Annotated in this window: 21 protein-coding genes; 8 read left to right on the forward strand and 13 right to left on the reverse strand. The window is 67.4% G+C overall.

The window, feature by feature from the left end; translation table 11 throughout:
• Window positions 1-12: 12 nt before the first annotated feature.
• Window positions 13-966: a choline ABC transporter substrate-binding protein gene (locus C4B30_RS05280; protein WP_027781287.1), complete on the reverse strand. Its 954-nt coding sequence runs from the start codon at window positions 964-966 to the stop codon at window positions 13-15.
• A gap of 156 nt (window positions 967-1,122) precedes the next feature.
• Here C4B30_RS05280 and C4B30_RS35160 point away from each other — a divergent pair, with 156 nt between their 5' ends.
• Complete coding sequence (locus tag C4B30_RS35160; protein WP_152777463.1) at window positions 1,123-1,578, forward strand: hypothetical protein; 456 nt, start codon at window positions 1,123-1,125, stop codon at window positions 1,576-1,578.
• 56 nt (window positions 1,579-1,634) lie between these two features.
• Here the strand turns inward: C4B30_RS35160 and C4B30_RS05290 are convergent, their stop codons facing one another.
• Window positions 1,635-2,516, reverse strand: a complete 882-nt coding sequence (locus tag C4B30_RS05290) for a LysR family transcriptional regulator (protein ID WP_089502189.1) — start codon at window positions 2,514-2,516, stop codon at window positions 1,635-1,637.
• Window positions 2,517-2,637: 121 nt separating this feature from the next.
• On the opposite strand from C4B30_RS05290, the gene C4B30_RS05295 reads away from it, so the two are divergent.
• Entirely contained in the window at window positions 2,638-3,081 is a 444-nt protein-coding gene (locus C4B30_RS05295; RefSeq protein WP_089502190.1) for a DMT family transporter, read from the forward strand.
• A 53-nt stretch (window positions 3,082-3,134) separates the two neighbouring features.
• On the opposite strand, the gene C4B30_RS05300 is transcribed toward C4B30_RS05295, so the two are convergent.
• Genes C4B30_RS05300 through C4B30_RS05330 form a run of 7 tightly spaced genes read right to left on the reverse strand, consistent with a single transcriptional unit; the run spans window position 3,135 to window position 8,643 of the window.
• Window positions 3,135-4,640, reverse strand: a complete 1,506-nt coding sequence (locus tag C4B30_RS05300) for an aldehyde dehydrogenase family protein (protein ID WP_089502191.1) — start codon at window positions 4,638-4,640, stop codon at window positions 3,135-3,137.
• Window positions 4,641-4,673: 33 nt separating this feature from the next.
• Window positions 4,674-5,213 (reverse strand): c-type cytochrome, encoded by a 540-nt coding sequence (locus C4B30_RS05305; RefSeq protein ID WP_089502192.1) that lies wholly within the window; start codon window positions 5,211-5,213, stop codon window positions 4,674-4,676.
• The gene (locus tag C4B30_RS05310; RefSeq protein WP_089502193.1) at window positions 5,210-5,710 is read right to left on the reverse strand and encodes a c-type cytochrome; all 501 of its coding nucleotides are present in this window, start codon (window positions 5,708-5,710) and stop codon (window positions 5,210-5,212) included. Before C4B30_RS05310 ends, C4B30_RS05305 begins: the two co-directional genes overlap by 4 nt.
• Window positions 5,707-6,252: a methylamine dehydrogenase light chain gene (locus C4B30_RS05315; protein ID WP_027781293.1), complete on the reverse strand. Its 546-nt coding sequence runs from the start codon at window positions 6,250-6,252 to the stop codon at window positions 5,707-5,709. Before C4B30_RS05315 ends, C4B30_RS05310 begins: the two co-directional genes overlap by 4 nt.
• Before the next feature lie 39 nt (window positions 6,253-6,291).
• Window positions 6,292-6,927 (reverse strand): methylamine dehydrogenase accessory protein MauD, encoded by a 636-nt coding sequence (gene mauD / locus C4B30_RS05320; RefSeq protein WP_089502194.1) that lies wholly within the window; start codon window positions 6,925-6,927, stop codon window positions 6,292-6,294.
• On the reverse strand, window positions 6,924-7,478 hold the full coding sequence (locus tag C4B30_RS05325) for a MauE/DoxX family redox-associated membrane protein (RefSeq protein WP_089502195.1): 555 nt from the start codon (window positions 7,476-7,478) through the stop codon (window positions 6,924-6,926). Before C4B30_RS05325 ends, mauD begins: the two co-directional genes overlap by 4 nt.
• A 7-nt stretch (window positions 7,479-7,485) precedes the next feature.
• Window positions 7,486-8,643 (reverse strand): amine dehydrogenase large subunit, encoded by a 1,158-nt coding sequence (locus C4B30_RS05330; protein ID WP_089502196.1) that lies wholly within the window; start codon window positions 8,641-8,643, stop codon window positions 7,486-7,488.
• Between the two features lie 239 nt (window positions 8,644-8,882).
• On the opposite strand from C4B30_RS05330, the gene C4B30_RS05335 reads away from it, so the two are divergent.
• The 5 genes from C4B30_RS05335 (at window position 8,883) to C4B30_RS05355 (ending at window position 14,935) form a co-directional block, all read left to right on the forward strand.
• On the forward strand, window positions 8,883-9,845 hold the full coding sequence (locus C4B30_RS05335; RefSeq protein WP_027781297.1) for a helix-turn-helix domain-containing protein: 963 nt from the start codon (window positions 8,883-8,885) through the stop codon (window positions 9,843-9,845).
• A gap of 128 nt (window positions 9,846-9,973) precedes the next feature.
• Window positions 9,974-10,918: a GlxA family transcriptional regulator gene (locus tag C4B30_RS05340; protein ID WP_027781298.1), complete on the forward strand. Its 945-nt coding sequence runs from the start codon at window positions 9,974-9,976 to the stop codon at window positions 10,916-10,918.
• A 476-nt stretch (window positions 10,919-11,394) separates the two neighbouring features.
• Window positions 11,395-13,107, forward strand: coding sequence for a peptidase (locus C4B30_RS05345; RefSeq protein ID WP_089502197.1), 1,713 nt, complete (start codon window positions 11,395-11,397; stop codon window positions 13,105-13,107).
• 79 nt (window positions 13,108-13,186) lie between these two features.
• Complete coding sequence (locus tag C4B30_RS05350; RefSeq protein ID WP_089502198.1) at window positions 13,187-14,440, forward strand: M20/M25/M40 family metallo-hydrolase; 1,254 nt, start codon at window positions 13,187-13,189, stop codon at window positions 14,438-14,440.
• Window positions 14,441-14,572: 132 nt separating this feature from the next.
• Window positions 14,573-14,935 carry a YbjQ family protein gene (locus tag C4B30_RS05355; protein WP_089502199.1) on the forward strand — a complete coding sequence of 121 codons (363 nt, stop codon included), beginning with the start codon at window positions 14,573-14,575 and terminating at the stop codon, window positions 14,933-14,935.
• Window positions 14,936-14,983: 48 nt separating this feature from the next.
• Here the strand turns inward: C4B30_RS05355 and C4B30_RS05360 are convergent, their stop codons facing one another.
• The 4 genes from C4B30_RS05360 to betC form a co-directional block, all read right to left on the reverse strand.
• Window positions 14,984-16,234, reverse strand: coding sequence for an MFS transporter (locus C4B30_RS05360; protein WP_105131925.1), 1,251 nt, complete (start codon window positions 16,232-16,234; stop codon window positions 14,984-14,986).
• A gap of 239 nt (window positions 16,235-16,473) precedes the next feature.
• Window positions 16,474-17,613, reverse strand: coding sequence for a porin (locus C4B30_RS05365; RefSeq protein ID WP_027781303.1), 1,140 nt, complete (start codon window positions 17,611-17,613; stop codon window positions 16,474-16,476).
• Between the two features lie 258 nt (window positions 17,614-17,871).
• A complete protein-coding gene (choX, locus tag C4B30_RS05370; protein WP_089502201.1) occupies window positions 17,872-18,840 on the reverse strand; it encodes a choline ABC transporter substrate-binding protein in 969 nt (322 codons plus the stop codon).
• 45 nt (window positions 18,841-18,885) lie between these two features.
• On the reverse strand, window positions 18,886-20,421 hold the full coding sequence (betC, locus tag C4B30_RS05375) for a choline-sulfatase (RefSeq protein WP_089502202.1): 1,536 nt from the start codon (window positions 20,419-20,421) through the stop codon (window positions 18,886-18,888).
• 240 nt (window positions 20,422-20,661) lie between these two features.
• Here betC and C4B30_RS05385 point away from each other — a divergent pair, with 240 nt between their 5' ends.
• Entirely contained in the window at window positions 20,662-21,567 is a 906-nt protein-coding gene (locus C4B30_RS05385) for a choline sulfate utilization transcriptional regulator (RefSeq protein WP_089502203.1), read from the forward strand.
• Window positions 21,568-21,614 lie beyond the last annotated feature (47 nt).

Consider the following 21,614-nt stretch of genomic DNA (forward strand, 5'->3'; position numbering starts at 1 on the left):
GCGCGCGGGCCATTACAGGCCGAGATACGCCTTCACGGCAGGCAGGCCGTCCTTGCCGTCGAACGTCTTGACGCCCGCGAGCCACGGATCCAGCACCTGCGGGTTCTTCTTCAGGTACGCCTTCGCGGCCTCGGCCGGTTTGGTCTTGTTCATCACCGACTGCATCAGCTGGTTCTCGAGCTGTGTCGAGAAGCGCAGGTTCGTCACGAGCTTGCCCGCGTTCGGGCAGCGTGCGATGAAGTCGGGCGCGGTCAGCGTGTACACGCGCGCTTCGCCGTAGTTCGGCCCGAACGACGCGTCGCCGCCGGACAGGTAGTTCATGGGGATCTGGATATTCATCGGGTGCGGCTCCCAGCCGAGAAACACGACCCACTTCTTCTCGCGGATCGCGCGCTCCACCGTCACCAGCATCCCTGCCTCGCTCGATTCGACGAGCTTGAAGCCGCCGAGCCCGTACTGGTTCGTGTCGATCATCTTCTGGATCGTCGCATTCGCGCTGCTGCCCGGCTCGATCCCGTAGATCTTGCCGTCGAGTTCCGCGCGGTGTTTCGCGATGTCGTCGAAGGTCTTCAGGCCGGCCTGGTACTCGTAGCTCGGCACCGCGAGCGTCGCCTTCGCACCGGACAGGTTCGGCGGTTCGACGATGTTGATCGACTTGCTGTCGAGGAACGGCTGCAACTGCTTCTGCTGCACGGGCCACCAGTAGCCGAGCGACACGTCGAGCTGCTTGCTCTTGAGGCCGGCGAACGAGATCGGCACCGATGCGATCGTCGTGGTCGGCTTGTAGCCGAGTGCCTCGAACACGGTCGACGCGAGCGCCGTGGTCGACGTGATGTCGGTCCAGCCGATATCCGCGAAACGCACGGTGCGGCAGGTCGCGGCGTCCGTCTCGGCAAGCGCGGCGTGCGTGAACGCGCCCGTCGCCAGCACGGCCGCGGCTAGCGCGGCGATCTTCGTCGACTTCATGGTTCGATTCCTCCCGGTTTGATCTCGCGGCAGCCGGTGCGCGGAGTGTGCGCCGGCCTGCATCGTGGGTGTAAAAGTAACGAGCCATATTGGCCGCGAAAAGACCGGCGGCGACCTGTTCTTGCCTGTTTGCGACTATGAGTGGAAACCACTAGGTTGGGTAAGAGGCTTGCCGGACGGGGGTTCCTGGTTTTTCTGGAGGGCGACGAGATTGCCCGGATGCGGCGTTCGCCTTTCGATTCCGCCACGGCCTTGCTGACAGATTTCCGACACGCATCCGGGTGCCGTGGGGCGGCCCTATGCTGGAAGTTGCCGGGCAATCGCGCACTATCCGCCCGTTGCGGCGCCACCCGGGCGCGGATGTTGCGCGTCATTGGAACGGGTGCCGACGGACACGGCCGGCCGTCGCGATGTCCGTTTCCGGTCTCTCCGGCCAGGAGTAATACGATGCTTGCCGCTTTCTTCGTCGTCGCCCTTTTCGCCATCGTCGTGGCCATGCACCGCGGCGTGACGCGCGGCGCGGATGCGAAACTTCGCGCGCAATTCGATGCGGACGGCCCACGCGGCGACGTGTCGCGTCGGTTGATGCGCGACGCGGGGTACAACGTCTGAGTATGGACGCCGGTCCGGCGGAACATGCTGGCCGGTATGGTGGCGCTGCGGCGCGTTCAGCCCGCCGTCACCGCCCGCACGAACGCCTGCGCCAGCACCGTCGGCTCGACCGGCAACACCAGCGCGCATACCGATCTCGCGTCCTCGTCGGAAATCGGCACGAACACGACGCCGTCGATCCCGACGCTCGCCATCCGCGCCGGCACGATCGCCACACCCCGCCCGGCCGCGACGAGATTCAGCATCGACGTCTTCGGCGACACGATCCGCGCGGGCGCCGGCACGAAGCCTCGCTTCAGGCACAGATCGATCACGACGCGCGCGAGGCCGCCCCGCTCCCGATACACGGCCGAGACGAACGGCTCGCGCCGCAACCGCGCTATCGCGATGCGCTTGCGGCCGGCGAGCGGATGATCCGCCGGCACCGCCGCGCACAAGCGCTCGGCCGCCAGTTCGACGAAACGCACGCGTGCATCGCGCCGCAGCACCGGCAGCCGGACGATCCCGATATCGGCATGGCCGTTCGCGATTTCCGTCACCTGATCCTCGGACGACGCGCGGTCGAGATCGACCCGCGCGCCCGGACAATCGCGCATGAAGCGGTCGAGATCCGGCATCAGGCTGCCGACGGGAACGGTACTGGAATGCAGAAGCCGCAGCACGCCGGCTTCTCCGCGCGCCAACTGCGAGCCTTCGTCGGCAGCCGCCGTCAGCGTTGCCGGAATCGACGCCACGCGTTCGCGGTAGATCGCGCCGGCCGGCGTGAGCCGCACGCCTCTCGGTTCGCGGTCGAACAGCAGGAACCCGAGTTCGTCCTCGAGCTGGCCGATCTGCCGGCTGAGCGCCGACTGCGCGACATGGAGCGCCCCCGCGGCCGGCGTGAAGCCGCCGAGGTCCGCCACGGTCAGGAAATACTGAATTTGCCGCAGTGATGGCATACCGAAACGAGATGGATAAGCGCCGGATTCGATATTTGCGTTATACCGCCGCGCTCCGCAGAATGAAAGCCTTCCGTGCCGGCATCGCCGTCGCGGCCATCCCTTCGGAGCGTTCATCTTCGTGGCTACCTTCCTGTCGTATCTGCTGGTCGTGGCGGCCGGCATCAGCGTTGCATTGCAGCAGGTGCTCAACGCGAACCTGCGCGCGCAGCTCGGCTCGCCGTGGTGGGCCGGGTCGGTCAGCTACGTCGTCGGCCTGGCCGCGATGCTGGCGGTCGCGCTGTTGTCGCCTCACCCGCGCGCGAGCGGCGCGTTCTCCGGTGCGGGGTCGTGGTTCAGCTGGACGGGCGGATTCTTCGGCGCGGTATTCGTCGGCGTCGCGATCCTGATGGTGCCGCGATTGGGCGCGGCGACGACGCTCGCGCTGATCGTCGTCGGGCAGATGACCGGCGCACTCGTGTTCGACCACTTCGGCGTGCTCGGCATCCAGCAGCATTCGGCGAGCGCGATCCGGATCGCCGGCGCGGCTTGCCTCATCGTCGGGGTGGTGCTGATCCGCGCGTGACGGCGGCGCGTGCGTTCCCGATACGCCGAGAACGCACGCACTCGCCGCGACGCTCACGCGTAGTTCATCATCACCGACTTGCTTTCCGTGTACTGATCGATCACCGCACGGCCGAGTTCGCGGCCGAAGCCCGACTGCTTCATCCCGCCGAACGGCAATGCGTTGTCGAGCCGCGAGTGACAGTTGACCCATACGGTGCCCGCGGCAATACGCGGGATCAGCTTGTGGATCGCCGCGAGATCGTTCGACCAGATGCTCGCGCCGAGGCCATACGGCGTGTCGTTCGCGAGCCGCACGGCCGTATCGATGTCGTCGAACGGCATCGCGACGAGCACCGGCCCGAAGATTTCCTCGCGCACCACGCGCATCGCGTGCGTCGTATCGACCAGCACCGTCGGTTCGACGAAGAAGCCCGGGCCGTCGATCGCGCGGCCGCCCGCGGCGGCACGCGCGCCCTCGCCGAACCCCGAGTCGATGTACCCGCACACGCGCTCGCGCTGCTTCGCCGAGACGAGCGGCCCGATCTGCGTCGACGGGTCCATCCCCGGGCCGATCTTCAGGCTCGCCGCGATCTTCGCGACGCGCTCGATCACGCCATCGAACACCTTCAAATGGATGTACGCGCGCGAACCGGCCGTGCACACCTGCCCCTGGTTGAAGAAGATCGCGTTCGCGACACCCAGTGCGGCCTTGTCGAGATCGACGTCGGGCAGCACGATCACCGGCGACTTGCCGCCGAGTTCCAGCGACATCCGCGTCATGTTGTCGAGCGCCGCATGGCCGATCGTCTTGCCCGTCTGCGTCGACCCGGTAAATGCGATCTTGTCGATGCGCGGATCGCGCGACAGCGCCGCGCCTGCCGTGTGACCGTAGCCGGTGACGATATTGACGACGCCGTCCGGGAACCCGGCCGCCTGGATCAGCTCGCCCAGCCGCAATGCGCTCAGCGGCGTGTCTTCGGCGGGCTTCAGCACGACCGTGCAGCCGGTCGCGAGTGCCGGCGCGATTTTCCATGCGGCCATCAGCAGCGGGAAATTCCACGGAATGATCGCGCCGACCACGCCGACGGGTTCCTTGCGCGTATAGGCGAAGATCTCGCTGTCCGGCAGGTACGGCATGCCGGCGTCGATCACGCTGCCTTCGATCTTCGTCGCCCAGCCGGCCATGTAACGGAAGCACTGCGCGGCCATCGCGACGTCGAGCCCTTGCGCGACCGTCACCGGCTTGCCGTTGTCGAGCGATTCGATCTCGGCGAGCTCACGCGCGTTGGCTTCGATCAGGTCGGCGAGCACGAGCATCAGGCGCTCGCGATCGGTGGTCTTCGCGCTGCGCCACGGGCCCGCATCGAATGCACGGCGCGCGGCGGCGACCGCCTGTTGCACGTCGCGTTCATCCGCTTCGGGCACGCGTGCGAGCACGGTGCCGTCGGCCGGATTCACGACCTCGATCTGGCGGCCCGACGCGGCGTCGCTCCACTCGGCGCCGATCAGCATCTTCTTCGGCTTCGCGAGAAACGCGCGGGTTGCGTCGAGCAGCGGAAAGGTTTCGTTCGTCTCCATGTTCACGTTTTCCTGATTCGTTGAGTGAGTCGGTCAGTAGCGGTCCGCGACGCCGTCGATCCCGTGCGCCTGCAACGCGCGGACGAGACCGGCGCGCACGGTCGCGACATCGGACAGTGCGGGACCGCGGTGCGCGGCAACTTCGGCGGCCGTATAGGGCTTGAAGTCGCGCGGCAGCGCGTCGCGGTTCATCGTCGTGAGCAGCCAGTTCAGCACGTCGGCCAGCTCCCGATCCGACAGCGCCGAGTTCGACGCGCCGGGCACGCGCATCACGTACTCGCGCCCGGCCGGCAGATGCGTGAAATAGCCGAGCGAATTCGCGAGCGGCGGCACCTTGCCGGGAATGCCGCCGCCCGTCGCCGTGTGGCAGCCCATGCAGTTGAGCACCCAGTGCTGCCGTGCAAGCGCCGCATTGACAGCACCGGCCGCGCCGTCCGCATGCGCGGGTGCGGCAAACGCGCAAGCCGCGGCGCTCGCCAGCAGCAGCCGGGACGACAGGCGATGCGACAGGCCGCCGAGCCGCGACGACGGCGCGCGCCGCGTACCCTGCACCGGCACGCGAACGCCGTTCACAGGCCGAGCCCCTTGATCACCACCGCGCGCTGCGCATGCACGGCCGTGCCGTCCATCGGCTTCGCGCGTGCCGCACGGATATCGGCCGCCGTGAACGGCTTCGCATCGCCATGCTGCGCGTCGAGGTCGAATACGACGTAGTTGAGCACGTGCGCGATGTCGTCGTCGCTTGCGCTCGCGAACGACGGCATCTTGAAGTTGTAGCGCTTGTCGTGCACCTCGATCTCGCCGAACATCCCGTGCAGCAGCGTCGCGATCAGCTGCGCACGCCCGGCTTCCGTCGCCGCATACTTGCCCGGATACTCGGTGAGCGGCGGCGCAAGGCCGTCCTGCCCTTTCCCGCCCGCCCGGTGACACACCGCGCACTGCGTGTCGAACACGCCTTTCCCGGCCGGGTAATGCACGGTTTCCTGTGCGCCGGCCGCGCCGGGCAACGCGAAGGCCGCAACGGCCGTCATGCACGCCACGGCGATCTTTCCTGCCTGCTTCACGTTCATTGTTTTGCCGCTCCCAGCAGAACCGAAACCGAACAGTGGTAATTCGAATTACCGTTCGCCATGCACCAGTTGATGTCGTTGTTCAGCGACAGCTTGTACAGCGGCTTCTCGCGCTCGTTGCGGTTGCAGAAGCATTTGCCGCACGAGGTCTTGCCGCAGCAATCGTTGTACGAAACGATGTAGTCCGACCCGTCGTGCGGGTTTCGGCAGGTGCCGATCCATGTGATCGGCGAAGGCGTCGTACCCGGCGGGCAACTGCTCGACGTTCCGCCGCAGCAACTGCAAAGCCAGCCGTCGATCGCGCAGTATTTCCAGTAGTCGCAGCTCATCGGGTCGTCGCTTGCGCCCGATGCGGCCGTGCCGGATGCGCCCGACGCCCCGGATGCCGCCTCGGCCGCGTACGCGGTGCGGTCGACGGGCAGCAGCGGCAGCAGCGCCGAACCCACCAGCACCTTGCCGAGCTTCGCCATCGCGCTGCGCCGCGAACTGTGCTGCGCGACGCCGCGCGCCGACCGCTCGAACCATGAATCAAACACGCCCATGTCGTCGTTCTCCAATGACGTTGAAAAAGGTTCGGCCGCTCATGCGTGCTGCGCGTGCCCGTCGTGGGCATCGTGGCCGTGATCGCCGTGCACGTACTGCTGCAGCGACGCGACGCCGCGCTCCTTCGCCTCGAACAGGCTCTCGAGATGCTCGCGCGTGTTGACGAGCCCCTTCGCGCGCACCGTGCCCGTTTCGTCGAGCAGCACCGCATACGGCAGCTTGCCGATCTGATACGCGAGACCGAGCTCCTGCGACAGCACGTACGGGAAGCGCCCGAGGTCGTGCTTTCGCGCGAAGCGCGCGTGTTCGTCGGCATCGCCGTCGCTCGCGAGCACGATGTTCACCGGGGTCGCTTCGCTGGCCTGCAGTGACGGCAGCAGCGGCAGCAGCTTCTTGCAGACCGGGCACGTCGGCGACAGGAAGAACAGCAGCGTCGCCTTGCCCGATGCGTCGATGCCGCCGACCTTCACGTGCGAGCCGCGAATGTCGGTCAGTTCGAACGTCGGCGCGATCGCGCCGACCGCCGGCCCCTTGTCGATCATCAGCGCGCCGGCCGGCATGATGCGTTCGTACAGGATGCCGATCTGGCGTACCAGTGCGAGGCAGATTGCGCCGAGCGCGAGGACGGCCACCCACAACAGGGCGGTGGAAACGGTGAGAGCGGTTTGCATCATGAATTCCTCAGGTGGGCAAGGCGCGGGACGTTGGCGAGCAGCACGTCGACGGTGAGCAGCGCGCAGACGATCAGCAGCACGGAAAAGAACAGCGTCAGGTAGTCGAACCACACCACGGCGCGCGTGCCCGGTTCGACGAACGAGGTCGCGACCAGCGCGACGAGCAGCAGCACGCGGCCGACATGCAGCCAGCCGATGCCGCGCGGTGCGTCCGCACGGGCGGCGGTGAAGCCGGAACAGCCGCAGTCGATGTCGGTGTGGCCGCGCAGCAGGTTGATCGCGAGGCCGGCCGCGAACGCCAGGAGCAGCACGATCAGCGCGATCGCGCCGGCCATGCGCGTATCGGGAAACAGCAGCGCCGTGGCGCCGATCGCTTCAGCCAACGGAATCGCGAACGCAACGGGCACGCTCAGCGCATCGGGCAGCAGCCGGTAGCCGGCGAGCGCCTGGCGGAACGCGGCGGGCCGGCGCATCTTCGCGAAGGCGCCGAGCAGCACGACGGCGGCCGCACCGGCCTGCGCGCTGGTGGCGAGTACGGGATCGAGGGTCATCGCGGCCTCACGGGTTGACGAGCAGCGACGACGTATTGCCGATCTGCTTCTCGACGTGCTGCAGCTTGCCGGTGCGCGCATCCATCACGACCAGGTCGGAGGTCGCCGTCAGCCCGTAGAACAGCGGCTTGTCGTCCTCGCTGACCTGGATCGACACGAGTGGATCGACCTTCTGCTGCGCGAGATCCCAGCGCGCGACGCGCTGCTTCGACTTCAGGTCAACCACCCACACCTGCGTGCCGGGATCCTTGTGCGAGCCGTCGCCGCCCCGGTGCATCAGCACGTAGTAACGGTTCTGCTTCGCGTGCACGGCCGTCTGCTGCATGCCGCCCGGGCGCCAGCCTTCCGCGCGCTCGGCGGCCGTCAGCAACGACCACGGCTTGCCGAATGCCGGCTTGTCGCCGCTGAAATCGGCACTGCGCACGTTGCCGCCGTAGGTGGTGAACAGATAGTCGCCTTTGTACCGCGACGCGTTCACGAACGCCGGATCCTTGTCGACGTCGATGAACGTGTCCGACATCGTGCGCTTCGTTTCCTTGCCGTTCGCGTCGAGCGTGACGGTCAGCGCCTTGCCGCTTTCGCACAGCGCGGTGAAGCGGTCGTTGCCCGACGGATACGCGAGCACGCACGCGGCCATGTCGATTTCCGACAGCACCTTCTTCGAGACGGTGTCGATCACCGTCACCGATGCGGCCGGCGTGATGTTCGCGACGTACAGCCGCTTGCCGTCGGCGCTGAACGCGGTGTTGTACGGCGACGGCACGTGCTGCCCGTGCTTCGCCGGAATCACGATCTCGCCCGCGTGATCGAGCGTCGCGTTGTCGATCGTCTCGACGACGTCGGTGCGCGTGCCGTGCGAGCCGCGCGAGAAGTAGGTCGTCGCGACGAAGCTCGTCTTGCGGTCGGGCGAAATCGCGAAGCCGGGGGCGAAACCGCCGTCGATCTGGCCGAGCAGCTTCTTCGCGTCGGCGTCGTACACATGGATGCGCCCGTCGGTCATCGACGGCATCGAGATGTCGACGATATAAACCTCGTGCGGATGCCACGGCGGCATCTTCTGCACGACCAGTTCTTCGGGCTTTTCCGCCGCGTTCGTGCCGCCGGCCCATGCTGCCGCCAACGCCAGCGTCGCCGCGAGCGTCGCGGTTCGTCGCCTTGTCCTCATGCCGCCTCCAATGGGAATTCACGTTATGTGGGGCGACTGTAGTTCGACAATAAATCTGCTCAGCACCCGGACTGGCAACGCGTGCGTGCCGATTCGGGATATTGGAAATGCACGTGAAAGCGGCGCAGCCGCGCACCTTTCGACCCTCTGAAGCACGCACGCGCAATAGCGCTCCCCCGTATTGCGCCGACCGCTCGGCCGGTTTAATCTTGCGCGGTCCGAAGATCGCCGGAGGCGCCGTGCTCGTGTTACATCAGAGGTTCGACGACGCAGACCGGCATGCCGAGGCGCTGCGCGGCTGGAATCAGCGGTACGAACAGATCGGGGCCGGCTCGTATCGCAGCGCGGTCAAACACGCGGTGCTCGACGGCGTGCAACTGTTCCAGGAAGCGGCGAACGTACGCATCATCCAGCGCGGATGCTTGCCGCACGGCCATACGGTGTTCGGGATGCCGCTCACCGGCTCGGGCACGTTCGCCTTCGGCGATGTGCGCATCGAGCGCGGCACGATCGTGATGGCGCGTGGCGGCACACCGTTCGAACTCCATTCACCCGACGACATGTCGCTGATCGGCGTGGTCGTCGAACCCGAATTGATGCAGCAAATCGAAGATGCAGCCGACGTCCGGCTGGACGCACGCGCACTGCGGCGCGGTGTCGTCGAGGTGCCGGTCGCCGCGCGCGAACGCGCGAGCGTGCAACTCGCGACGCTGCTCGAACGCGTGCTGTCGGCGCCCGATGCGTTCGATGCGGCACGCACGCAATGCGCGATACGCGCCAGCGTCGGCAACGTGCTGGTCGATCTCCTCACGTACCGGATGCCCGAGCCGCCGAACCGGCTCACGCACGCCTGCCACGCCGACATCGTGCGCCGCGTGCACGACTACGTGATAGAGCACCCGGAAGCGCCCGTCGACATCCTGAGCCTGTGCACGCGACTGCGCGTCAGCCGGCGCACGATGCAGAACAGCTTTCAGTCGATCGTACAGACGAGTCCGCTCAACTACACGCGCTCGCTGCGCCTCGCCCAGGTGCGACGCCTGCTGCTCGACACGCGGCAATCCGACCTGCCGATCAGCGAAGCGGCCGCGCGCTGGGGCTTCATTCATCTCGGGCATTTCGCGAACGCGTACAAGGCCCAGTTCGGCGAATTGCCGTCGACGACGGCGCGCCGGACGGTGCGAGGTGCGAAAACGCGCTGAGCGCCGGCAAAAAAACGCGATAATCCCGGCTTGAACGTTCGGCGCCCGCGAGTCGGGCACGGCCCGCGCCGGCCCGCTCGACGCGTCGCACGGCATGCGCCGACCACCTGCTTCCACCCCACGCCCCGATGCCCGAGGATTTCCACTTCCTGCTGCTTCCCGGCTTCTCCGCGCTCGGCTTCATGGCCGCCGTCGAGCCGCTGCGCGTCGCGAACCGTTTTCGCACCGAGCTTTATCGCTGGCACGTGATCAGCGCGGACGGCGCACCCGTCGCCGCGAGCAACGGCATTCCGGTCGCCGCCGAAGCCGCGTGCGCGGACGTCCCGCAGGTCGATACGGTATTCGTCGTCGCGGGCTTCGATCCGCTCGTGTGCTACACGCGCACGCTCGGCGACTGGCTGCGCCGCCAGCACCGGCATGGCGCAACGCTCGGCGGCATCGATACGGGCAGCTTCGTGCTCGCGGAAGCCGGGCTGTTCGGCGCGTCGCAGCCGCTCACGCTGCACTGGGAAGCACTGGCCGCGTTCCGCGAGCGCTATCCCGGCCTGAACGCGACGCATGAGCTGTTCGAGATCGACGACCGGCGCATCACGTGCGCGGGCGGCACCGCGTCGATCGACATGATGCTCGACCTGATCGGCCGCCGGCACGGCGCCGACCTCGCGGCGGCGATCTCCGAGCAGTTCGTCGTGAGCCGCATCCGACAGCGCTCGGACAGCCAGCGGCTCGAGATCGCCGCGCGCTACGGCGTGCACAACCGCAAGCTGATCCAGGTCATCGGCACGATGCAGCGGCACATGGACAACCCGCTCGGCTCCGACGCGCTCGCGCGGGAAGTCTCGATCACGCGGCGCCAGCTCGAACGGTTGTTCAGCGCGACGCTGAACGACACGCCGACGCACTTCTACCTGAACCTGCGCCTCGATCGCGCACGCGAACTGCTGCAGCAGACCGACATGAGCATCACGTCGGTGTGCGTCGCGTGCGGCTTCGAATCGCCATCGCATTTCTCGCGCACCTATCGCGCGCGATTCGGGATGAGCCCGCGCAGCGACCGGCGGCCGACACGCTGATCGTCACGGCTTTGATCACAATCCGGCGCGGTATTGCGCGTTCCGGCAGCGTTTCCCGCCGTTCGATGAACAATGCCGGCGATTGGTCGACGGACCGAAGCGGTCGTCGAAAATAATCTGGAATCTCGCTGAAAATATTCTGTAACATACCTCGCAATTAGATAGGCAGCCTAACGACACGATCGCCGGGCTCGACGGACGTCGGGCCACGCAGGCTGCCAACCGATATCCAATATCGATCCGAGGGGTATGACATGACGATGCTCGATTCGCCGTCGCCGCACCTGCCTGCCGTTCGCTTCTCCTCCGCTTCGCCTGCCCGCTTCTTTTCGACCTGACAGTTAGGGTTCCTTAGTCAGTCGATACTCCCAACACCGCTTCGTCGCACCGGTTCCATCGAACCGGCGCGCGGGCCGTGTCGTGCCTGCTCGCCACGAGCGTGCGGGTGTGTCCAACCGTTGAGATGAGGATCACGTATGCAGACATCACGCAACGCATTGCCGCTCGCCCTGGGTCTCGCGCTCGGTTTCGGCATCGTCGGCGCCACCCTGGCCGATACGAAAGTGTCGAATCCGCAGGCCGCGAGCCTGCGCGAAAGCCTGACGCGCGGCGTCGCGCCGCCGGCCGCGAAGGCCGACACGGCCGCCGGGCAATTCCGCGCGGACGGCGTCGCCGTCACGCTGTACAACCCGGCCTATCGCGTCAAGAAGGCCGCCGCGACGCCCGCCGCCGTCGCGCGCGACTTCGTCGCGTCGCAAGCGGCGCAGCTCGGGCTCGACGCGACCGCGCTCGCAAGCCTCGTCGTCACGTCGGAACGCAGCGACGCCGACTTCACCGTCGTGCGCCTGCAGCAGCAGGCCGCCGGACTGCCCGTGTACGGCAGCGATATCGCGGTGACCGTCGCGAAGGACGGCCGCATCCTGTACGTCGCGAGCAACACGATCAACGGCGTGGTCGCGACGACGCGCAAGTCGCAGGCCGTCGACCAGCAGCAGGCGCTCGATCGCGCCCGCGCGTATCTCGGCGCGAGCGGCTTCACGCATCTCGATGCGCAGCTCGTCGCGTTCGTCGACAAGGCCGGCACGCATACCGCGTGGAAGGTACGCGGCCGCCCGCAGGACGGCCCGAAGGGCGACTGGGAACTGCTGATCGACTCGGGCAGCGGCGAAGTGCTGCGCGCCGAGGACAAGGCGTTTTACGCGACCGACGGCACCGGCTTCGTGTTCCGCCCCGATCCGCTGTCGCCGACGAAGAGCAGCTACGGCAGCACCGGCTACAAGGACGGCAACGACGCCGATTCGACGCAGCTCACGGCCGCGCGCGTGCGCGTGACGTTGAAGGATCTCGCGCAGTCGGGCACGCGCTACACGCTGACGGGCCCGTACGCGGCGTGCGTCGACTTCGATGCGCCGCTCGACAAGGCCTGCCCGTCGCAGTCGACGCCCGCGTTCGAGTTCACGCGCGGCAACCTGTATTTCGAGGCCGTGAACGCGTACTACCACATCGACACGTTCCTGCGTTACGTGAACCAGACGCTCGGCATCAAGGCGCTGCCGTACCAGTACACGGGCGGCGTGCAGTACGACCCGCACGGCGAATCGGGCGACGACAACTCGTCGTACTCGTCGAGCAGCGGCCGGCTGACCTTCGGGCAAGGCGGCGTCGACGACGCGGAAGACGCGGACGTCGTGATCCATGAGCTCGGCCACGGCATCCACGACTGGGTCACCAACGGCGGCCTGTCGCAACAGGAAGGCTTGTCGGAAGGCACCGGCGACTATCTCGCCGCCGCGTACAGCCGCGACTTCAACCAGTGGAGCCCGTCGGATGCGCAATATCACTGGGTCTACAACTGGGACGGTCACAACGAGTTCTGGGGCGGCCGCGTGACCAACTGGAACGTCGGGCGCACCTATGCGCAGGCGCGCGGCGCGGAGATCCACACGGCCGGCCAGTACTGGGCGTCGTGCAACCTCGTCGCGCGCGATGCGATCGGCGCGCAGGCGATGGACAAGGCGTTCCTGAAGGGATTGTCGATGACCAACAGCTCGACCAACCAGAAGGCCGCCGCGCAGGCCGTGCTGGCGGCCGCATCCGCGCTCGGCTACAGCAGCGCGCAACTCGCCGCGATCGGCAACGCGTACAACAAGAGCTGCACGTACGGCGTGACCGTCCCGCAGAAGTCGTAATACCGCAGCAGGCGGGAGCGCGTCGCACGATCTGCGACGCGCTCCCTTCATCGACATCGCCATCCTCACGAGATCGAACATGCCTACTCTGAAATCGACCCGCCTGAGCGCCGCGCTGGGCGGCATGCTGTTGACTGCCGCCGCGCATGCGACGCCCGTCTGGATCACGCTCGGCGACACCGCGTTCCGCCAGCTTCAACGCATCGATGCGACCGCAACCGCGCAATACAGCACGTCCGTCGACGCCGGCAAGACAGCCGACGGCGCCGCGCGCCGCGAAACCGTTCACGTCGTCGAGATCGACGATTCCCGGCTCAGCGAGCTGGCCCACGCCGTCCACCGCACGCGCGGCCACGGGCCCGGCTACGTCGTGCACGATTCGTTCGACGACGCACGGCAGGCGCTCCAGCCGTTGCCGGCAATGCTCGCGAAACAGGCCGCCGGCGCTGCGTACACGGTGTCGAACGTGCCGCAGATCGGCACGTGGGTCCAGCAACTGCAGGCCAGCAACATCGTCGGCACGATCACGTCGCTGTCCGGCTTCACGAATCGCTACTACACGACGTCGCACGGCGTCGCCGCGTCCGACTGGCTCGCGTTGCAGTGGAAGCAACTGGCGGCTTTGCGCGCCGACATCGCCGTCGAACAGTTCGCGCACACGGGTTTCCCGCAGAAATCCGTGGTCCTGACGATCCGCGGCAGCGACCCGGCCGCGGGCACCGTCGTGCTCGGCGGCCACCTCGATTCGACCGTCGGCCGCACGACGGAGAACACGCGCTCGCCCGGCGCCGACGACGATGCGTCGGGCATCGCCAGCCTCACCGAAGCGCTGCGCGTGCTGCTAGCGAACAACTACCGGCCGAAACGGACGATCAAGTTCGTCGGGTATGCGGCCGAGGAAGCCGGCCTGCTCGGCTCGAAGGCGATCGCGAAGCAGTTCCGCACGCAGAATGCGAACGTGGTCGGCGTGCTGCAGCTCGACATGACGAACTACAAGGGCGATCCGAAGGATATCTACCTGATCACCGACTACACGAACGCGGCGCAGAACACCTACGTGACGAACCTGGCGAAGACCTACCTGCAGGAGCTTGCGATCGGCACGTCGCAGTGCGGGTATGCCTGCTCGGATCACGCGTCGTGGAATGCGCAGGGGTATCCGGCATCGTTCCCGTTCGAGGCCGATCAGAACGACAGCCCGTACATCCACACGGTGAACGACACGCTGGAAAACTCGGATCGACAAGCGAACCATGCGCTGAAATTCGGCAAGCTCGCGCTGGCCTATGCGGTCGATCTCGGCGGCATTGCCGGCGCGACGGTCAAGCGCTGAGCGTTCCGCGTCGAGCGGCTCGCACGTTCGGCAATGAAACGGGCGTTCACCCGCGTGGGTACGCCCATTCGAATGCCTTTTCTCGGTCCGGCTAGAATCGTCGTTCGACCACTCGCTACACGCTCCCACACCATGACCGAACCCACCCGCTCCATCGACGACCTGTCGCCGGCCCGCGTCACGACCGCATTCGACCTCCCCGGCCATACGACCGTCCGCTCGCTGGGCGTCGCGCAGGGCATCATCGTGCGCTCGCGCTCGATCGTCGGCTCGTTCGGCGCGTCGCTGCAGACGATCTTCGGCGGCAACATCACGCTCTATACGTCGCTGTGCGAAAAGGCACGCCAGCACGCGTTCGACAAGATGCTCGACGATGCCCGCAAGCTCGGCGCGAACGCGGTCGTCGCGATGCGCTACGACTCGACCGAGGTCGGCACCGGCGTGACCGAAGTCATCTGCTACGGTACGGCCGTGCGCGTGACGCCGGCCGCTTGAACACATCGGCATACCGTTGCGGATGAAACGATCATTGCACGGCCGGTCTCACCGATCGCGTTCGAGCGACTTCATGTGCGTAAGTTGCGGAAACAACCGCATCCACGCAAGCGCGACGGCGATCGTGGCCGCGCCGCCGACGACGATTGCCGTCGGCGCACCCCACCACGCGGCCGTCACGCCGGATTCGAATTCGCCGAGCTGGTTCGACGTGCCGATGAACAGCGAATTGACCGCACTCACGCGCCCGAGCATCTCGTCCGGCGTGCGCAGCTGTACGAGCGACAGCCGCACGACGACGCTGATCACGTCCGATGCGCCGAGCGCGGCCAGCGCCACGAGCGACAACATGAAGTGCCGCGACAGCCCGAACACGATCGTCGCGACGCCGAATGCGATCACACCGCCGAACATCGCGCGGCCCGGCCGGCCCTTCAACGGAAAACGCGTGAGCCACAGCGTGCCCGCGAGCGCGCCGACCGCGGGCGCCGCGCGCAATGCGCCGAGCCCCCACGGGCCCACCTGAAGAATGTCGCGCGCGTAGATCGGCAGCAGCGCGGTCGCGCCGCCGAACAGCACGGCGAACAGATCGAGCGACAACGCACCGAGAATCGCCGGCTCGCGCCGGATGAACGCGATACCCGAAAACACCGAGCGCAGCGTGACCGGCTCGCGGGCGGGTGGCGTGCTGCGCAGCGGAATCGTGCCGCTCAGCATCGCGGCAGTTGCGAACGCAACGGCGCTCGTGCCGAATGCGACCGGCGCGCCGAGCCCATACAGTAACCCGCCGAACGCGGGCCCGAGAATCTGCGCGGCCTGGTTGGCAGACGTCGACAGCGCGGTCGCGCGCGGCAAATCGGTGCGCGGCACGACGGCCGGCAACAGCGACGACACCGACGGCGACTCGAAGGCGCGGGCCGTGCCGACGATTGCCGCGAGCGCATATACGGCCGGCGCGGCCAGCCACCCTTGCACCGCGCCGAGCAGGAACACGCCGGCGGCCAGCGCCTCGACGCCCTGACAGATCGTCGCGATGCGCCGGCGATCGTAGCGGTCGGCCACCTGCCCGACGACGAGCGTCAGCGCGAACATCGGCACGAACTGCGCGAGGCCGACCAGACCGAGCGCGAATGCGCTGTGCGTCAATGCATACACGTACCAGCCGATGGCAACCGACAGGATCTGGAAAGCCAGCGACGACATCACGCGCGTGCCCCAGAAACGCTGGAACGGCGCGTGGCGGAACAGATTGGCGGGTAACGGGGATAAAGAACTGGAATCGGGCACGGGGGTGGTCATCGAGGTCTCGGCGGTTGGCGGTGCGCACCGCAACCGTTCGGGAAAACGACGACGCACGCAGGTGCGCGCGGCAACGGTGCGGACGCGGCCAAACCGCGATGATATGCCAACCGCCGAAAACCGGCCGGCCGCCGGCCGCGAGTGCCGTCGAGCCCGCGCGTCGCACAAAAAAAAGCGCGAACCGCGGTTCGCGCCAAAGAGAGACCTCGCTGAAGACGTCACACCATCCCGCCCCCCACTCAGAACGAATGCCGCATCCCGATCCGCACGTCGGCCTGCGTCTGCGTCGTCGACGGCGTGAAGCTGTAGCCGACCACCGCATCGACGCCCTGCGACGCGCGCAGGTAGTCGCCGGAGATGTACACGTCCGTGCGCTTCGACAGCAGGTAATGCAGGCCCGCCGTGCCCTGGTTCCAGTGATGGCCTTCGAAGCGCGTGTGCTGGTAGCCCGCAATGAAGCTCAGCGCCGGCGTGAACTGGTACAGGCCGCCGCCTTCGTACACCTGCATGTGCGACGACTGGCCGAAGCCCTTGATCGTCGTGTACGAGTAGTTGGCGTCGAGCGTCAGCTTGCCGATCGTGTAGCTCGTGCCGATGCCGAACGTGCCCTGGCTGTCGACGTCCATCGGCGTGTTCGCGAACAGGTCGGTGCGCGCGCCGGTCGCCGGATCGACCGTGACGGTCTGCTGGCCGAGGAACGTATGCGTGCCGATCATCGCGTACGGGTCGAATGCGTAGATGCCGTTCGGGTTGTTCAGGCGCGTGTACGCGGCGCCGATCGAGAAGTCGCCCTTCGTGAAGCTTGCACCCGCGCTCCATGCGCTGTTGCGATGGAAGTTGCCCGCGACGTTGCCGAACGAGTACATCGCGCCGAACTTGAAGCCGCTCATGTCGTTCGACAGGAACTTCACCGAATTCGGCAGGCGGTCGCCGTTGAAGCGGTCGAAGTCGCCCTGGTGGATCGCATAGCCGCTGCCCCACGCCGAAATGTTGTAGATCGACACGAGTTCGTTCGTGATGTCGAGCTGGTTGCCGAACGACAGCGTGCCCCAGTCGTTCTGCAGGCCCACATACGCCTGCCGGCCGAATTCCGCGCCGCCGAAGCCGAGTTGCCCGTTGCCGAGATGGAAGCCGCTCTCGAGCACGAACACGGCCTTCAGGCCGCCGCCCAGGTCTTCGGTGCCCTTGAGGCCGAAGCGGTTTCCGTAGGCGACGCCGTCGTCGAACTTGACCACGTGCGAACCGCCCGTGTTGTTCACGTACGTGATGCCGGCGTCGAGAATCCCGTACAGCGTCACGCTGCTCTGCGCGTGCCCGATGGCGGGAATACAGGCCGCGCATGCAAGCGCGGCGGCTACGGCGACTTTCTTTTGCTTCATTGTCGACCACCCTCCCTGAACCGTTCGATGGAAAGAACCGTGGCCTGGCGCGTGCCGCGATACGCCGGCTGATTCGAATTCGGTACGTCTACTGGCTGCGGTATTTCGTTTTCCGCAATAACGCAGCCATTGGCGAAAAATACAAACCCATATTTCGCGTCACCCGTCTGTAGGCGACACTAAATGGTCACGATGCGACGGGTCGGGAAAACACGTAGACGGGCGGCGCGGTAAAACCGGCCGCCCGGAGGGAGGAAATCAGTGACCGTCGAGGGCCGCGCGCACGGCCGGCAGGCCCGGCGCGCCGGCCGCCGTCGTCACGCCGTCGAGCCAGCCGGCGACGAGCGCGGGCTCGGCCTTCAGCGCATGCTGCGCCGCCAGCGCGGGCGACGTCTTGTGGTCGAGCATGTCGGCGATCATCCGGTTCTCGACGTCGACGGAGAACGTCATCTGCCGGAACAGCCGCGCGAGGTTCGTGCACTGGCCGGCGAACCCGGCACGCGTGACCGTGTTGACCGTCGCACCGCCATAGTTCGGGCCGAAATACGCATCGCCGCCCGACAGATACGTCAGATGGAACTTCGTGTTCATCAGATGCGGCTCCCACGCGAGAAACACGATCCAGCGCTTGTCGCGCACCGCCCGCTCGACCTGCGTGAGCATGCCCGTCTCGCTCGACTCGACCAGCGACCAGTTCGCGGGCCCGAGCGCGTGGTCGGACAGCATCCGCTTGATGTTCTGGTTCGCGGGCGCGCCGGGCTCGATGCCGTAGATCTTGCCGCCGAAACGATCCGCGTAGCGCGCGAGATCGGCGAACGTATGCACGCCGGCGGCGGCCACGTAGTCGGGCACCGCGAGCGTGAACTTCGCGCCGCTCAGGTTCGCGTGCAGCACGTCGATCGATTTCTCGTCGACGAACGGCTTCACGAGCGGCGCCTGCGCGGGCATCCAGTTGCCGAGGAACACGTCGACCTGCCCTTTCTTCAGCCCCTGGTACGTGATCGGCACCGACAGGTTCGCCACGTCCTGCCGGTAGCCGAGCGCCTTCAGCACGACGCCCGCCATCGCGTTCGTCGCGTCGATGTCGGTCCAGCCGGGCGCCGCCATCTTGACGTCGCCGCACGTCTGCGGATCGGCGGCGTACGCAGGCTGCGTCGCCACCACGCACGCGGCGGCGGCGAGCGCCGGGCCGATCCTTCGGATTGCTGCATTGCATTGCCGTTTCATGGTTCGCTTCCTCCGTCGTTCTTCAATGATCGCGATGCGGTGCGTTCAGCGCCCGACGCGCGGAAAACGTGCCATCGCCTCGAGCGTATCGAGTTCGATGTGATTGCGCATGTAGCGCTGGCTCGCGTCGGTGAACGGCTGCCAGTCCCACGCCTGAATGCGGCCCTGCGTCGTCGCCGCGTAATGGAAACGCCGGCGCCGCTGGCTCGCGCGCACCTGCCGGTCCAGTTCGGGCAGGTTCCAGCGCTGCGCGGCCTCCGCGCGGAACGCGGCGAGCACGTCGGCGGCTTCAGGCTGCCCGGCGAGGTTCGTCAGTTCGCGCGGGTCGTCCGACAGGTTGTAAAGCTGGTCGGGATCGGCCGGGCAATGCACGTATTTCCAGTCGCCGCGGCGGATCATCACGACCGGCGCGAGCGCGCCTTCCGCGAGGTATTCGCCGAGCGCGACATCGTGCGCGGGCGTGCCGTTCAGGTGCGCCACGAGGCTCGCGCCGTCGACCGGGTCCGGCCAGCCGCCGGCGGGCGCGGCGCCGGTCAGCTCGACGAGCGTCGGCAGCAGGTCGAGGTGCGACACGGGCCCGCGCACGCGCGCGGCGTCGAAGCGGCCCGGCGCGTGGACGATCAGCGGCACGCGGCAGCCGCCTTCGAAGAACGTCATCTTGTACCAGAGCCCGCGTTCGCCAAGCATGTCGCCGTGGTCGGACGTGACGATCACGATCGTGTCGTCGGCGAACCCGCATTGCTCGAGCGCGGCCAGCACGCTGCCGAACTGCGTGTCCACGTAGGACGTCGCGCCATAATACGCCCGGCGTGCGGCGCGGATCTGCGCGTCGGTCGGCGGCGTGCGGTCGTTCTCGCAGACGAAACGCAGCCGCTGCGAATGCGGATCGCTTTCGGCCGCATCGAGCCGCACGGCCGGCATGTCGATCTCGTCATCGTCGTAGCGATCCCAGTATTCGCGCGTGATCGCATACGGGTCGTGCGGATGGGTCAGCGACACGACCATGCAGAACGGCCGCGCATCGTGGCCGGCCGCGCGCTCGCGCGCGACGTCGTACAGCTTCTGCTTCGCGGCGAACGTCACTTCGTCGTCGAAGTCGAGCTGGTTCGTGCGCACGCACGGGCCGGCGTCGAGCACCGAGCTCATGTTGTGATACCAGCTCGGCCGTTCGGTCGGTTGGTCCCAGTCCGGCACCCAGCCGAAATCGGCCGGATAGATGTCGGTCGTGAGGCGTTCCTCGAAGCCGTGCAACTGATCGGGTCCGCAGAAATGCATCTTGCCGGACAGCATCGTCCGGTAGCCGCCCGCGCGCAGGTAGTGCGCGAACGTCAGCGTTTGCGCCGGCAATTCGGCGGCGTTATCGTAGGCGCCGATCCCCGACGGCAGCTTGCCGGTCAGCAGCGAGAAGCGCGACGGTGCGCACAGCGGGCTCGCGCAGTACGCGGCGTCGAACACCACGCCTTCGGCGGCGAGCCGGTCGAGCGTCGGCGTGCGGGCGACGCGGTTGCCGTAGGCCGGCAGCGCGAACGGCGTGAGCTGGTCGGCCATCAGGATCAGGATGTTGGGTGTCGGATTCGTCATCGGCGGTCGTGGGGAAAGCGGTGTTCGAATGGAACGGCTCGCCGCTCGGGCAGCGAGGCGTCCGGCATGACGGAGGCGGTCCGCAGAAATTGCCGCGCGCTGGGGCCGCGCTGGCTAGAATCGCGGAGTGTGTTGCGCGGCTGCACGTGAAGCGCATGTGCCATACCGTCCGCTGCACTATCGCCCGCCCGAATTCGCGCGGGTAGGCGTCCGGTCCTTATGGGGCCATTAGAGGGACTTATGTCGAAACCCGAACCGTTACCGTCGATGCAGGCGCTGCGCGCGTTCGAATCGGCCGCCCGGCTCGCGAGCTTCACGGCCGCCGCGCGCGAGCTCGGCTCGACGCAGCCGGCCGTGAGCCAGCAGGTGTACCAGCTCGAAGCCGAACTCGGCGTGCCGCTGTTCGAACGCAGCCCGCGGGGCGTCACGCTGACGGCCGACGGGCAGTGCCTGTACGAAGCCGTGCGGGTGAGCCTCGACACGCTGCGCGGCGCGACCGCGACGCTGCGCGCGCGCCGCGAGCACGGCGCACTCACGATCGTCACCGATTTCGGTTTCGCGACCTACTGGCTGATGCCGCGCCTGGCCGGGCTGAAGCACGTGATGCCGGACGTCGACGTGCGCGTCGTCACGTCACAGGATTACGACGCGCAGCGCGACCACGGCGACATCGCGATCCTGTTCGGCGACGGCCACTGGCCGTCGTGCACGGCCGCGCGGCTGTTCCCGGAATCCGTCACGCCCGTCTGCTCGCCCGCGTTCCGCGACGCGCATCCGGGCGTCGCGCGCCCCGACCACCTGCTCGCGCTGCCGCTGCTGCACGTGCAGCCGACGCGCCCCGAGCGCTGGCTGTCGTGGTCGGGCTGGTTCGACGCGCACGGGCTCGAACCGCCGGCCGCCGCCCGCGGCGTGACCTTCAACAGCTATGCGCTGGTGATCCATGCTGCGCTGCTCGGCGAAGGCGTCGCGCTCGGCTGGTCGCCGCTCGTCGACGAGCTCGTCGCGTCCGGCCAGCTCGTGAAACTGGTCGATGCACCCGTCGTCACGTCGCGCGGCTACTTCCTGGTGCGGCCGCCGCAGCGGCCCGAGCCGGACGCGACGCACGTATTCCGGCGCTGGCTGCTCGACGCGTGCGCGGGGGCCTGACGCAGCGCGCCCGCCCGCGCCGGCCGCAGCCCTGCCCCGGCCCCAGC

This window comes from Burkholderia sp. BE12 (assembly GCF_002959955.1).
Lineage (GTDB): Bacteria > Pseudomonadota > Gammaproteobacteria > Burkholderiales > Burkholderiaceae > Burkholderia.

Bases quoted from the DNA above. Each gene is read 5' to 3' on its own strand.
- C4B30_RS05280 (WP_027781287.1), bottom strand. From the start codon at position 966: ATGAAGTCGACGAAGATCGCCGCGCTAGCCGCGGCCGTGCTGGCGACG.
- C4B30_RS05290 (WP_089502189.1), bottom strand. From the start codon at position 2,516: ATGCCATCACTGCGGCAAATTCAGTATTTCCTGACCGTGGCGGACCTC.
- C4B30_RS05300 (WP_089502191.1), bottom strand. From the start codon at position 4,640: ATGGAGACGAACGAAACCTTTCCGCTGCTCGACGCAACCCGCGCGTTT.
- C4B30_RS05310 (WP_089502193.1), bottom strand. From the start codon at position 5,710: ATGAACGTGAAGCAGGCAGGAAAGATCGCCGTGGCGTGCATGACGGCC.
- C4B30_RS05315 (WP_027781293.1), bottom strand. From the start codon at position 6,252: ATGGGCGTGTTTGATTCATGGTTCGAGCGGTCGGCGCGCGGCGTCGCG.
- mauD (WP_089502194.1), bottom strand. From the start codon at position 6,927: ATGATGCAAACCGCTCTCACCGTTTCCACCGCCCTGTTGTGGGTGGCC.
- C4B30_RS05325 (WP_089502195.1), bottom strand. From the start codon at position 7,478: ATGACCCTCGATCCCGTACTCGCCACCAGCGCGCAGGCCGGTGCGGCC.
- C4B30_RS05330 (WP_089502196.1), bottom strand. From the start codon at position 8,643: ATGAGGACAAGGCGACGAACCGCGACGCTCGCGGCGACGCTGGCGTTG.
- C4B30_RS05340 (WP_027781298.1), top strand. From the start codon at position 9,974: ATGCCCGAGGATTTCCACTTCCTGCTGCTTCCCGGCTTCTCCGCGCTC.
- C4B30_RS05345 (WP_089502197.1), top strand. From the start codon at position 11,395: ATGCAGACATCACGCAACGCATTGCCGCTCGCCCTGGGTCTCGCGCTC.
- C4B30_RS05350 (WP_089502198.1), top strand. From the start codon at position 13,187: ATGCCTACTCTGAAATCGACCCGCCTGAGCGCCGCGCTGGGCGGCATG.
- C4B30_RS05355 (WP_089502199.1), top strand. From the start codon at position 14,573: ATGACCGAACCCACCCGCTCCATCGACGACCTGTCGCCGGCCCGCGTC.
- C4B30_RS05360 (WP_105131925.1), bottom strand. From the start codon at position 16,234: ATGACCACCCCCGTGCCCGATTCCAGTTCTTTATCCCCGTTACCCGCC.
- C4B30_RS05365 (WP_027781303.1), bottom strand. From the start codon at position 17,613: ATGAAGCAAAAGAAAGTCGCCGTAGCCGCCGCGCTTGCATGCGCGGCC.
- choX (WP_089502201.1), bottom strand. From the start codon at position 18,840: ATGAAACGGCAATGCAATGCAGCAATCCGAAGGATCGGCCCGGCGCTC.
- betC (WP_089502202.1), bottom strand. From the start codon at position 20,421: ATGACGAATCCGACACCCAACATCCTGATCCTGATGGCCGACCAGCTC.
- C4B30_RS05385 (WP_089502203.1), top strand. From the start codon at position 20,662: ATGTCGAAACCCGAACCGTTACCGTCGATGCAGGCGCTGCGCGCGTTC.